The organism is Sphingobium sp. IP1, from assembly GCF_002708645.1.
In the GTDB taxonomy this organism is placed as follows: domain Bacteria; phylum Pseudomonadota; class Alphaproteobacteria; order Sphingomonadales; family Sphingomonadaceae; genus Sphingobium; species Sphingobium yanoikuyae.
Window position 1 is genome coordinate 1 of the sequence record NZ_NOIW01000008.1, and the last position, 12,765, is coordinate 12,765.

General features: G+C 65.0%; 12 protein-coding genes. 11 read left to right on the plus strand and 1 reads right to left on the minus strand.

The window, feature by feature from the left end:
* The 9 genes from CG471_RS03985 to CG471_RS04025 form a co-directional block, all read left to right on the plus strand.
* Positions 1–612, plus strand: a 612-nt coding sequence (locus tag CG471_RS03985; protein ID WP_143560140.1) for a sugar MFS transporter, incomplete at its 5' end; no start/stop codon positions are given.
* Positions 609–1,523, plus strand: a complete 915-nt coding sequence (locus tag CG471_RS03990; RefSeq protein ID WP_099230783.1) for a hydroxypyruvate isomerase family protein — start codon at positions 609–611, stop codon at positions 1,521–1,523. The genes CG471_RS03985 and CG471_RS03990, both read left to right, overlap by 4 nt.
* A gap of 18 nt (positions 1,524–1,541) precedes the next feature.
* Positions 1,542–2,393: a DUF1080 domain-containing protein gene (locus CG471_RS03995; RefSeq protein ID WP_099230785.1), complete on the plus strand. Its 852-nt coding sequence runs from the start codon at positions 1,542–1,544 to the stop codon at positions 2,391–2,393.
* A complete protein-coding gene (locus tag CG471_RS04000; protein WP_004209525.1) occupies positions 2,390–2,953 on the plus strand; it encodes a gluconate 2-dehydrogenase subunit 3 family protein in 564 nt (187 codons plus the stop codon). The genes CG471_RS03995 and CG471_RS04000 overlap by 4 nt, the downstream gene beginning before the upstream one ends.
* A complete protein-coding gene (locus tag CG471_RS04005) occupies positions 2,950–3,804 on the plus strand; it encodes a sugar phosphate isomerase/epimerase (protein WP_099230787.1) in 855 nt (284 codons plus the stop codon). The genes CG471_RS04000 and CG471_RS04005 overlap by 4 nt, the downstream gene beginning before the upstream one ends.
* A 43-nt stretch (positions 3,805–3,847) precedes the next feature.
* A complete protein-coding gene (locus CG471_RS04010) occupies positions 3,848–5,530 on the plus strand; it encodes a GMC oxidoreductase (protein WP_004209527.1) in 1,683 nt (560 codons plus the stop codon).
* Positions 5,531–5,603: 73 nt separating this feature from the next.
* Complete coding sequence (locus CG471_RS04015; protein WP_099230789.1) at positions 5,604–6,638, plus strand: LacI family DNA-binding transcriptional regulator; 1,035 nt, start codon at positions 5,604–5,606, stop codon at positions 6,636–6,638.
* A 55-nt stretch (positions 6,639–6,693) separates the two neighbouring features.
* A complete protein-coding gene (locus CG471_RS04020) occupies positions 6,694–7,116 on the plus strand; it encodes a Dabb family protein (protein WP_257211414.1) in 423 nt (140 codons plus the stop codon).
* Between the two features lie 65 nt (positions 7,117–7,181).
* Positions 7,182–7,748 carry a DUF1993 family protein gene (locus tag CG471_RS04025; RefSeq protein ID WP_099230791.1) on the plus strand — a complete coding sequence of 189 codons (567 nt, stop codon included), beginning with the start codon at positions 7,182–7,184 and terminating at the stop codon, positions 7,746–7,748.
* A 102-nt stretch (positions 7,749–7,850) separates the two neighbouring features.
* Here the strand turns inward: CG471_RS04025 and CG471_RS04030 are convergent, their stop codons facing one another.
* Positions 7,851–8,963 (minus strand): ROK family transcriptional regulator, encoded by a 1,113-nt coding sequence (locus CG471_RS04030; RefSeq protein WP_099230793.1) that lies wholly within the window; start codon positions 8,961–8,963, stop codon positions 7,851–7,853.
* A 125-nt stretch (positions 8,964–9,088) separates the two neighbouring features.
* Here CG471_RS04030 and CG471_RS04035 point away from each other — a divergent pair, with 125 nt between their 5' ends.
* Complete coding sequence (locus CG471_RS04035) at positions 9,089–11,584, plus strand: TonB-dependent receptor (protein ID WP_017501016.1); 2,496 nt, start codon at positions 9,089–9,091, stop codon at positions 11,582–11,584.
* The gene (locus CG471_RS04040) at positions 11,584–12,762 is read left to right on the plus strand and encodes a YdcF family protein (RefSeq protein WP_099230795.1); all 1,179 of its coding nucleotides are present in this window, start codon (positions 11,584–11,586) and stop codon (positions 12,760–12,762) included. The genes CG471_RS04035 and CG471_RS04040 overlap by 1 nt, the downstream gene beginning before the upstream one ends.
* Positions 12,763–12,765 lie beyond the last annotated feature (3 nt).

The following is a 12,765-nucleotide window of genomic DNA, read 5'->3' on the forward strand; positions in this document are numbered from 1 at the left end:
ATGTTCCTGACCGCCTCGTCCGAACTGGCACCGGGCCAGTGGCTCGACGTCGCGCTCAGCAACCGGGTCGGCATGCGCGGCATTTTGCTGCTGGTCTATGTCAGCGCGCTGATGTTCGTGTTCCGCCATTTTGCCGGGCGGATCGCCGGCCGCCTGTCCAACCCCGGCCTGCTCTGGGTATCGAGCCTGCTCGCTGCGATCGGCCTGTTCATGCTGTCGCAGGCGCAGTCGCCTGCCTCCGCCATCCTCGCCTCCACCGTCTGGGGCCTGGGCGTATGCGCGATGTGGCCGACGATGCTGGCATCGGTGGCCGAACGTTATCCGCGCGGTGACGCCTGGGCGCTGGGGCTGGTCGGCTCGGCCGGCGCGCTTGCCAGCTTCTTCGTGCTGCCACGGCTGGGCGAGATGTTCGACCAGGCCAAGGTGGAACTGGCCGGCGGGCCAGAAGCCTTCACCCGCCTGACCGGGCCGGCGCTGCGCGCGGTGGAGGATGCGGCGGCGTCGCAATCCTTCGCCCGCCTCGCCTTCGTGCCGCTGATCCTGCTGGTCGTCTTCGGCCTGATCTGGCTGTCCGACCGGCGCGCCGGTCGCCGGGCGGAGGCCGTGGCATGAAGCTGTCGCGCAGACACCTGATCGCCGCCGGCGTCGCCGCGGCCGCCAGCCCCGCCATCGCCGCTGCGGCCGGCAAGGGATCCTCCAATGCCGCCCGCTTCTCGCTCGGCTACGCCCCGCATGAAGGCAGCTTTGCCAGCCGGGGTGGATTGCTGGAGCAGATCGCCTATGCCGCCGACCAGGGCTTTCGCGCCTGGGAGGATAATGAGGCGCGCAAGCGTCCGGTCGAGCAGCAGGAGGCCATGGCCAGGGCGCTGGCACAGCGCGGCATGACCATGGGCGTGTTCGTCGCCAGCATGCCCAAATGGGCCGAGTTCCGCCCGCTGCTGGGCAGCAATGACGATGCCGAACGCGAAGCCTTCCTGGCCGACATCCGCACATCGGTGGAGGTCGCCAAGCGGCTGAACGCGAAACATGCGACCGTCGTCACCGGCTTCATGGACCGCAAGGTGCCGCAGGATATCCAGACCGGCCGGATCATCGATTGCATGCGCCGCGCCGGCGACATCGTCGCGCCGCACGGCCTGACGCTGGTGATGGAACCGCTCAATACGCGGACCAACCATCCCGGCGTCTATATGCAGTCGATCGCCCAGGGCTATGCGGTGGCGCGCGGCGCCAACAGTCCGGGCGTCAAGATATTGGCGGACCTCTATCATGAGCAGATCCAGTCCGGGAATCTGATCCCGACGCTGGAGGCCTGCTGGGCGGAGGTCGGCTATATCCAGTTCGGCGACAATCCCGGCCGCAAGGAACCGGGCACCGGCGAGATCAACTACGCCAATATCGTCCGCTGGCTGCGGGGCCGCAATTATGGCGGCGTGATCGGCATGGAACATGGCAATTCGCTGGCCGGACGCGAGGGCGAGGACCGGCTGGTGGCCGCCTATCGCGCCATCGACCAAATATAGGATGAGAGGAGGACGAGGATGAAAATCATCCCGACTGGCTTTGCAGGGACGGGTATCGCGCTGGCCACGGCTCTGCTGGTGGGCACAGCGGCGCAGGCGCAAGACAAGCCTGGCAAGCTGGGCTTCAAGGACACGCCGATCCTGCCCGGCGGCAACTGGCACGTCCATGATCCCGATCGCCCCGCCCCCACCGTCGTCACCCCGGCGGCACAGGCCGGCGGTGCGCCGTCCGACGCAACCATCCTGTTCGATGGCAAGTCGCTCGACGCATGGCGCGGCGAGCGCGGCCCCTGGACGCTGGAAAAGGGGATCATGACCATCCCGCCCCGCAGTCAGAGCGGCGGCGAGAACAACCTGATATCGAAGCAGGAATTTGGCGACGTCCAGCTGCATCTGGAATTTCGGTCGCCCAATCCGCCGACCAAAAGCTCGCAGGATCGCGGCAATAGCGGCATCTGGTTCATGCAGCGCTACGAAGTGCAGATCCTGGATGGCTATCAGAACCCGACCTATGCCGACGGCACGGTCGGCGCGGTCTATGCCTGGAAGCCGCCGCTGGTAAACCCGTCGCGCCAGCCGGGCGAATGGCAAAGCTATGACATCATCTTCGAGCGGCCGCGCTTCGCCGCCGACGGCAGCCTGGTCCGGCCCGCCTATGTCACCGCGCTGCTGAACGGCGTGCTGGTGCAAAATCATCAGGCGATGCTGGGCACCACCAAATGGCGTTCGATCGCCCAATATCAGGCCCATGGGGACAAGGCGCCGATCCAGTTGCAGGATCATGACAGCCCCGTGTCGTTCCGCAACATCTGGGTCCGGCCGCTGCCGGACGAGGCCATCGCACAGGATCTGAAGGGAGCAGGACAATGATGGACCGCAGACATGCGCTGGCGGGCATGGTCGCCATGTTCGGCGCCGGGCTGTTCGCGCCGCTGGCGCGCGCCGCCGGGGTGATGCCGGCCGCTGGCGTGATCGACCAGGGCGCACCCAGCCTGCAACTGTTCACGCCCGATCAGCGGGCGCTGATGACCGCGCTGTGCGAACGCATATTGCCGGCGACCGACACGCCCGGCGCGATCGAGGCTGGCGTCCCCGCCTATATCGAGAAATTGCTGGCCGACTGGTCGGTGGCGGAGGATCGCGATCCGATCATCGCCGGCCTTGCCGAAATCGATGCCCGCAGCTGGCAGGATTACAAGATCCCCGCGACCAAGGCATCGGCGGCACAGCATGACGCGCTGCTGACCCTGGCGATGAACGACCAGATTCCCAAGGGCGAGGAGTTTTTCGAGGCGTTCCGGCAGATGGTGATCGTGGGCTATTACACGTCCGAGATCGGGATCACCCAGGAACGCGAATATCTGCCGGTGCCGGGCGAATATAACGGCGCCTTCCCCTATTCCCAGGTCAACAAGGTCTATTCCGCATGAACCTCAACCGTCGTTCCATGATGCTGGGCGCCGGCGGCCTGGCCGCCCTCGCCGCCTCCCCCTTCGCCGCACAGGCCGCAAAGGCTGCGAAATCCGGCAAGATCGCCAGCATCGGCCTGCAACTCTACACCGTGCGCGAACTGTTCGCCGCCGATCCGGTCGCCACCTTGGAGAAGGTTGCCAAGGTCGGCTATCGCGAGGTCGAATTTGGCGGTGGCGGCTATGACGCCATGGATCACAAGCTGCTGCGCAGCACGATGGACCGGCTGGGCCTCACCTGCCCGTCGCTGCACATCGGCTATGACGCGCTGCTCGACAAGTTCGACGCCAGCGTGGCTATGGCGAAGACGCTGGGCGCGGGCACCGTGGTCCTGCCCTATATGGTCGACAAATATCGCAATGCGGAGGCGTGGAAGGCCGCGCTGGTCAACATCAACCGCTTCGGTGCGCAGCTCAAGGCCGCGGGCCTGGGCTTTGCCTATCATAATCATGATTTCGAATTCACCACCAAGCCGGACGGCGTCAGCCTGTTCGACCAACTGGTGAAGGCGTGCGACCCCGACCTCGTGAAGATCGAACTGGATCTCTACTGGGCGATCTATGCCGGGCAGGATCCGCAGGCGCTGATCCGCAGCCTGGCCGGCCGCATCTATTCCTATCATGTGAAGGATATGCGCGCGGACCGCAGCATGACCTCGGTCGGCAGCGGCACGGTCGATTTCGCCGCGATCTTCAAGCTCAATGCCATCGCCGGCGTCCAGCATTTCTATGTCGAGAATGACCAGGCGCCCGCGCCCTATATCCCCGACATCACCAAGAGCTTCCAGACGCTGCGCGCGCTGCGCTTCTGACCACTGGCCTGCCTCAAGACAGAAAACTCCAGGAGAGGACATCATGGCTTCGACAGACAGGTACGATGCGATCGTCATCGGTTCGGGCATCAGCGGCGGCTGGGCCGCCAAGGAATTGACGGAAAAGGGGCTGCGGGTGCTGATGCTCGACCGCGGCCATATGGTCGAACATGGCGAGGATTATACCTATGACGGCAAGCCCGCCTATGAGGTGCCCGCCCGCAACATCATGCCCGACCCGCTCAAGCAGAGCGATTATTTCATCGCCCAGCATGGCTATGTCGCGCCCAGCAACCAGGCCTTCTACAATAATGACCGGCTGAACCCCTATGATTATGGCGCGGGCAGCAAATTCTACTGGATCCGCCCCGCGGCGGTCGGCGGCAAGTCGCTGATCTGGGGCCGCTGGAGCTTCCGCTGGAGCCCGGCCGATTTCGAGGCGAACAAGCGCGAGGGCATCGGCGGCGACTGGCCGATCCGCTATGAGGATCTGGTCCCCTGGTACAGCTATGTCGAAAAATATATCGGCGTATCGGGATCGCGCGAGAATCTGGCCTATCTGCCCGACAGCGAATTCCAGCCGCCGATGCCGATGAACATCGCGGAAAAATGGATGAAGCAGCGGCTGGAAACGCAGTTCCCCGGTCGCAAGATGATCAATGCGCGCCTGTCCAACATGACCGAGGACAAGCCCGAGCAGAACCGCACCAAATGCCAGCTGCGCAACCAGTGCGGCAATGGCTGCTCCTTCGGCGCCTATTTCTCGACCCAGGCGGTCACCCTGCCGGCTGCGCGGGCAACCGGGCGGCTGACCTTGCGGTCCGACGCGGTCGTCACCAATCTCGATTATGATCCGGCGACCAAGAAGGTCAGCGGCGTGCGCTTCGTCGATGCCAAAACCGGACAGGCCGAAACCGTGACCGCGCGGCTCGTCTTCCTGTGCGCGTCGGCGCTGGCCTCGACCCAGATCCTGATGAACTCGCGCCCGGCAGGCAGCGGCAAGAGCCATTTCGACAGCAGCGGGACGCTGGGCCGCTATGTCATGGACCATATCTTCCGCGTCGGCGTGAAGGGCGACATCCCCGGCATGGAAGAGTTCATCGAATATGGCCGCCGCCCCGGCGCCATCTATGTCCCGCGCTTCCGCAACAATGGCGACAGCGAGGATGTCGGCTTCAAGCGCGGCTATGGCTATCAGGGTGGCGCCTATCGCGAACCGTCCAAGCCGGTCGGCTTCGGCGCGTCGATGAAGCAGGGCATGCGCAAATATGGCGGCTGGAAATTCCAGATGGGCGCCTTTGGCGAATGCCTGCCCTATGAGGATAATTATGTCGCGCTGAGCCCCGACAAGACCGACCGGTTCGGCATGCCGCTGATGCAGTTCAACGTCACCTTCCGCGACAATGAGATGCGGATGATGGCGGACGCCCGCGAACAGGGCGAAAAGATGCTGCGTGCGGCGGGCCTGACCAACGTCACCAGTTCGGTCCGCGAACATGTGCCGGGCGACGCCATCCATGAAATGGGCGGCGCCCGCATGGGTGCCGATCCGCGCGCATCGGTGCTCAACCAGTGGAGCCAGGCGCATGATGCCAGCAATCTGTTCGTCACCGACGGTGCGCAGATGGCGTCTATCTCCTGCGTCAATCCGTCGCTGACCTTCATGGCGCTGACCGCCCGCGCGGTCGATCATGCGGTCAAGGAAATGAAGGCAGGCCGGGTCTGACAGGGGCGGCCCACTCCCGACGCTGTGCTGCGCCGCAAAACCGGCTATCAGGGGCCATGAGGATGAGCTTCTGATGGCCCGGCGGCGGGAAAATGGCGTGACGATCCGCGCCGTGGCGGAACGGGCCGGCGTGTCGGCGATGACGGTATCCAACGTCATCAACGGCGCCGGCCGGGCCAGCGCGGCCACGGTCGCGACGGTGCAGGCGGCGATCGCGGAACTGGGCTATGTTCCCAATCTCGCCGCCCGTCGCCTGGCCAAGGCGCGGGCGACGACGGTGGGCCTCATCTACAGCAATCGGCGCACGCCCTTTCTCGACGCGGTGCTGGTCGGATCGCTGCGCGCGACCAACGCCAATGGACTGCAACTGATCCTGCGCGACGGCGATGGCGTGACGCTGGACGAGGCCGAACGCATTGCCCAGGAACTGGTGCGCAGCGGCGCCGACGCGCTGCTGCTGATCCCCCCCTTTGCCGAGCAGTTGAGCGGATCGGCGATATTGCCGGCGCTCGGCGTGCCTTTCGCCGCGATCGCCACCGGCACGCCGTTATCGGGCATATCGACGGTGCGGATCGACAATCAGGCGGCGATGGAGGCGCTGACCCGGCGCGTCATCGCCGATGGCCATCGCCGCATCGCCTATGTCGCCGGCCCCGATCATTACAGCGTGGTCGCCGCCCGGCTCGACGGCTTCTACGCCGCCCTCCAGGATGCCGGCCTGCGCGTGGACGATAGCCTGATCGTCGAGCACAGCGCATTCGACCATGCGTCCGGCATGGCGGCGGCGCAGGCGCTGCTCGCCCGGCCCGACCGGCCGACCGCGATCCTGTGCAGCAGCGACGATCTGGCGGCGGGCGTCATCGCCCAGGCCGGACAGATGGGGCTGACCCTGCCCCATGATCTGAGCGTCACCGGGTTTGACGATACCATCCTCGCCTCGCGCGTCTGGCCGCCGCTGACCGTGATCCGCCAGCCGGTCGAGGACATGGCCTTTCGCGCCACCCAATGCCTGATCGGCGCGCTCGGCAAGGGCGGGATGCGCGTCAGCGACGAGATATTCGACCATCAACTGGTGCAGCGCGCGTCGATCGCGCCGGCCAGCACTTAGGGTTTCACCGGGTGGCGCGGATCGCCGCCCTTTCAGCGACAGGGGACGGAGCATCATGGAAACGAGCAGAAGGGAATTGGCGGCGATGATGGCATTGGGCGGCGCGGGCATGGCCCTGTCTTCGACACAGGCCTCGGCCCAGGCCGCGACCCCGATTCAGGCGAAGCTGGTCCATCATGTCTTCTTCTGGCTGAAGCGGCCGGGCAACCAGGCCGATCGCGACCAGTTGATCGCCGGCCTGGGCACGCTGCGCGCGATCTCCGTGATCCGCGACCTGCAGATCGGCGTGCCCGCCAGCACCGAAAAGCGCGACGTGGTCGATTCCTCCTTCGACGTGTCGGAACTGATGGTCTTCGACAATGCGGTCGACCAGAAAGTCTATCAGGACCACGAAATCCATCAGGCCTTCGTCAAATCCTGCGAGCATCTGTGGCAGAAGGTCGTGGTCTACGACATGCAGGTCGTGCCGGATCGCTGAGCCGGCCATCACAAGACGGCCCGATCACCCCTAGGGTCGCTCATCAGCCTGAACGAGAGAAGATCATGATTCTGCCGGATATTCTTGCCCCCACTTATGTCCAGATGCTGGGCGCTTTGTCGGCCTGGCTGGCCAAGGCCGAGGCCGGGACGCAGGATGGCACGGCGCAAACATTGCCGGGCGCGCGGCTGTCGCCGGACATGTTCCCGCTGTCGACCCAGATCCGCTTCGCCTGCGTCCAGGCGCAGGAGGGCATGTACCGGTTGCGCGGCGAAGCCTTCCCGCCGCTGGTCGGGCAGTTGCTCGATGAAGGTCGCAACGCGGGCGAGCATCCCGGATCGATCGCCGACGCGCAGGCGAGAATAGCCGAGACGATTGCGATCGTGGAAAGCCTTGCCGCGGATGCGCCGCCCATCGATCCGGCTGCGCCGATCGCCCATGCACTGCCGCAAGGCATGATCTTCGACCTCACCGCCGGGCAATTTGTCCGCGACTGGGCGTTGCCGCAATTCTATTTCCACATCATGACCGCCTACGCGATCCTGCGGGCACAGGGCGTGGACCTGGGCAAGGTCGATTATGTGGCCCACATGTTCCCCTATTTGCGGCCCGGCACCCTGCCTGCGCAATGAGGTGAAATAGCGGCGGCAGCGCGTACTCTGTGGTTCATGGCCATGGAGCCGCGTCGTGGCCCGTTTTCAGCACTGCCGCCGGTCACCGGCCCGGCGCCAAGCCTATGTCTCGGCCGACAGGGCATGGATCGGCAGCAGGGCCGCACCGAAGGTGATCGGCGATCCATGCAGGTTCGATATTCTGACCGGCGGGCGGCGATGATGGACCGTGGTAACGAGGTCCGCCTGATGCAGGCGATCGGCCAGCCCCTGCAGGATGGTCGATGGCAATGTGCCGGCCAGCACGATCGCCCCTGGATCGAGCCAGGCGAAGGCCGTGTTGCTGACCATCTGCAATTGCTCGGCCGCCCGGTCCAGCCAGATGTCGATCGTCGGTGCCTGGTCGGCAGCATGGAAATCAATGTCCGCGACCGAGGATAGGTCGCAACCATTGTTGCGGAGCATCGCCAGCAGGTCCAGCGGGCTGGGACGCGGCAGATGGCCGGGAAACAGGCAGCCAATCTCGCCCGCCACGCCATATTGACCGCGCATCAGCCGCCCGTCGACAATGACGCCGGCGCCGATGCCGAAGCCCAGCAGCAGCACGACGATCGTGCCGAAATCGCGCAGCAGGCCACCCAGATAATATTCGGCGATCGCCGCGGCATTGGCGTCATTCTCGATCCAGAGCGGCCAGCCCATTTCGGCGGACAATATGTCGCGCAGCGGCGCATCGCGCCAGTTGGGCAGGACGTCGACGACGCTCCACCGATCGCCGGCCGGCGACAGGGATGGTCCCGGCACCGCGACGCCCAGACCCAGCATGCGGCGTCCCAGCAGGCCGTGCCGGTCCACCAGTTCATGCGTCATGCGCCGCACCTTGCGGGCAAAACCCTGGGGATCGATCGGCGCAACGGCCTCATGATGGGTGGCGATGGTGGCGCCGGTGAAATCGACCAGGGCGATGTCGATGAAGCCCTTGTGCGCCGTCGCGCCGACCGCATAGCCGCCATGGCCGGCCAGGCGCAGGGGAATGGCCGGGCGCCCGCGGCCCTGTGCTTCCGCGCCCGGCACTTCTTCCACCAGATTGAGCCCGATCAGGTCGCGCGACAGGCGGGTGAGGGCGGTCCCGCTGATTTCCAGCGCGGATGCCAGCGCGGAACGGGACAGTGGCCCGGACTTGCGCAGCATCTGCAGGATGCGCCGCTGGTCCTTGTCCAGGGTGGGAAATAGCATGATCGATCCCGCTATCGGTGAAAAGCGACGACCGGTTATGGCGATTTATTTATTTTCACAACAATAATTAAAAATGTCATATCGCACGGCCAGAGGCGCCCCGACCAATTCAGAGGGGACGCATCATGCTCAAGACTTTCCTTGCCTCCGGCACGGCGCTTGCCGCGCTTTGCACCATCACCACGCCCGCCCTGGCGCAGGCCGCCGCCGACGCCGCGCCTGCCGCCGAAGCGGCCGCCGATGCCGGCAACGGCCCCAACGACATCATCGTCACCGGCTCCACCCGCGCCCAGCGCCGCTTCGACGTATCCTATGCGATCAACACCATCTCGGCCGAGGATGTGGAGAAGATCGCGCCTGTCAATTTCGCCGACCTGATCGGCCAGCTGCCCGGTTTCCAGACCGAAATCACCGGCGGCGAAGTGCAGAATATCTACCGCATCCGCGGCCTGCCCAATGATGGCGGCTTCGTCAGCTTCCAGCAGGACGGCCTGCCGCTGTTCCATGAAAATGACGGCGTCTTCTTCCGCGGCGATGCGATCCTGAAACAGGATCTGATGACCGACCATGTGGAAGTCGTGCGCGGCGGCCCGGCCCCGGTCTATGCCAGCTATTCGGGCGCGATCATCAATGCCATCACCGTGACCGGCAGCGACGAAGCGCGCGGCAAGGCGCAGGTCACGCTGGGCGACACCGGCCTCTATCGCCTCGACGCCTATCAGGCCGGGCCGCTCGGCAACGACACCTATTATGCGATCGGCGGCTTCATCCGCTATCATGACGGCTATCGCGACAATGGCTTCGCCAATGACAAGGGCGGCCAGCTGCGCGCCAATATCAAGCATGATTTCGACAATGGCTCGATCAAGCTGAACCTCAACTATGTGAACGACCACAACGTCTTCTATCTGCCGATCCCGATTTCCGACCCGCGCGATCCCAGCGTCTCGCTCGACAAATATATCGACTATTTCGACGGCACGATGAATTCGCCGGCGCTGCGCCACGTGAACCTCAAATATCGCGACGGCACCGGCCAGATCCAGAGCCGCACCGGCGATCTGTCGGATGGCCGCCATATGCAGATGGTCAATTTCGGCGCCCAATATGATGGCGATTTCGACGGCTGGCTGGTCTCGGCCAAGGCCGGCTACACCCAGGGCAAGCTCGATTTCAGCGCCTTCTACTCGACCACCAACCCGGCCGACGGCAACGCCTTTGCCGCAGGCTATCTCGCCCGTGCCACGACGGCTTTCGGCGCGGTCGACCATTTCGGCTATACGCTGGCCGGCACCAACACCGTCTATGATCCCTATGCGGCGTCGGGCTTGGTGATGCAGGGCCAGTATCGCGACATCCACTCGAAATTCTATTCGGCCCAGGCCAATCTGTCGGTCGCCAAGAAGTTCGAGACCGGCTTTGGCACCCATGACCTCAAGCTCGGCCTCTATGGCAGCTTCTATGGCGAGGACAGCCGCACCCTCTATCAGAATTACCTGATCGAGGTGGCGGGCAAGCCGCGCACGCTGGACCTGGTCGCCTATAATGCCGCCGGCGCGGAAATCGGCCGTGTCACCGACAATGGCGTGCTCAACTATGCCGCCACCCTCAATCAGGGCGACAGCGACGCCAAGATGTTCGCCGTCTTCGCCAACGACACCTGGGAAATCGTGCCGGGCCTGCGCATCGACGCCGGCATCCGTCACGAACGCTACAGCTACAAGGGCTGGGCCGCGCTGACCGAGGCGGCCAATCTGGGCGACTCCAGCACCCTGGCGGACGACAGCACGCGTGCCTTCACCGGCGTGATCCTGAACCAGAAACTCAAGCCCAACGTCACCAACTGGACGGTCGGCGCCAATTACGACTTCTCCAGCCATGTCGGCATCTATGGCCGCGCATCGCACCTCGAAACGCCGCCCAACGTCCAGACGGTGATGAGCATCAACCCGACAATCATCACCACCAAGGCCGACCAGTTCGAGGCCGGGCTGAAGCTCGCCTTCGGCCGCTCCTATCTCTACGTCACCGGCTTCTACACCAATTTCGATCCCTTGAACGCCAGCTTCCTGGCCTATGATCCGACCACGGGCCGCAACGATGTCAACGTGCCCTTCATCGGCGAGGCGCAGGTGAAGGGCGTCGAATTCGACGGCAAGCTGGCGCTGACCAACTGGTTCTCGCTCAACGGCGCGCTCACCATCAGCGATCCCAAATACAAGAATTTTGAAAGCTCGACCGGCGCCGATCCGGAACAGGCCGAAGGCAACCAGATCGTCCGCCAGCCCAAGGTCTACGGCAATATCCGCCCCAGCTTCGACTTCCAGACGGGCGACACCGACGTGTCGGTCTATGGACGATACACCTATATGGGCAAGCGCTATGTCGACCTCTACAACAACACCGCGCTGCCGGCCTATGGCACGATCGGCGCCGGCATCACGGCGCGCCATGGCAGCTGGCAGGCACAGATTGTGGGCGACAATCTGTTCAACGCCCATGGCCTGACCGAAGGCAATACCCGCACCGACTCGCTGAGCGGTCAGGGCAGTGCCGAGGCGATCTATGGCCGCCCGATCTTCGGTCGCAACTTCCGCCTCGTCATCAGCAAGTCCTGGTGATGGCCCGCCGCCTCGGCCGCGTTGCGGCGTCGTTGATGACGATGGCGGCGGTGGCGATCACGCCCGTCCCGGCTCTGGCCGGGGCGGCGCGCGACGCCGTGACGGAGGCGCTGTCGCGGCGCCTCTTTCCCGTGCTGGACGCCCTTGGACACGATCCGGCCGCCCTTGCCGCTTTCCGCGCCCGGCCGGATATGGATGCGCTGCTCCATGCCCGCGAAGATCGCCGCACGGCATGTGCCGGCGATGTCGATTGCGTGGCACAGGCCCATATCTGGACCCCGACCGAAATCGCCCTGATGGTGCAGGCTGCGCTGTCGCTGCGTGACGTGCCGGTCGCCGACGATGGGGCCGGTGCGCAGATCCGCCGCGAGGTGGAGGGGATCAACGCCATCCTGCGCAGCTATGCGCTGGGGCAGATGCCCGCCTATCCCGATATTGACGGCGCCGGCACGATCGAGCCGCGTGAGCGCCAGGCCCGGCTGCGCGCCGCCGCCTGGATCGCGCAGACGTCGCGCAAGGGATCGGCCCAGGCGCTGGATTCCAGCATCGACTATGCCCTTGCGCTGCTCGACGTCAGCGACCGCACCGACGCGATCGGCTTCGAACCGCTGACCGGCGGCCTCAACGCCCCCGCCATGGCGCGGGCCAAAAATATCGACTGGAAACGCTATCGCTACAGCGCGCTGATCGTCACCGGCGTCGGCCCGGAAGTCGACGGCATGCCGCTGAGCCCGTTTGGGAAATATCATCTGCGTCTTGCCGCCAACCGCTTTGCCGATGGCGATGCACCCTTCCTCATCCTGACCGGCGGCCGCGCTCATCCGCGCGCGACCCGCTTTGCCGAGGCGCAGGAGATGCGCCAGGCGCTGATCGAGCGCTATGGCGTGCCGGCCGATGCCATCATCATCGAGCCCTATGCCCGGCACACCACCACCAATTTGCGCAACGCCACCCGCCTGCTGATGGCGATGGCGGCGCCGCTGGACAAGGATACGCTCATCGTCTGCAATCCGGGGCAGAGCGCGATGATCGAAAATCCCCTGTTCGCGCAGCGCAACGACAAGGAACTGGGCTATCAGCCCGGTGCCATCGGCGCGCGCCTGACCCCCACCGAATTGCTGTTTCGCCCGTCGCGCCTGTCCGCGCGGGTCGATCCGCGCGATCCGCTCGACCCCTGAAGG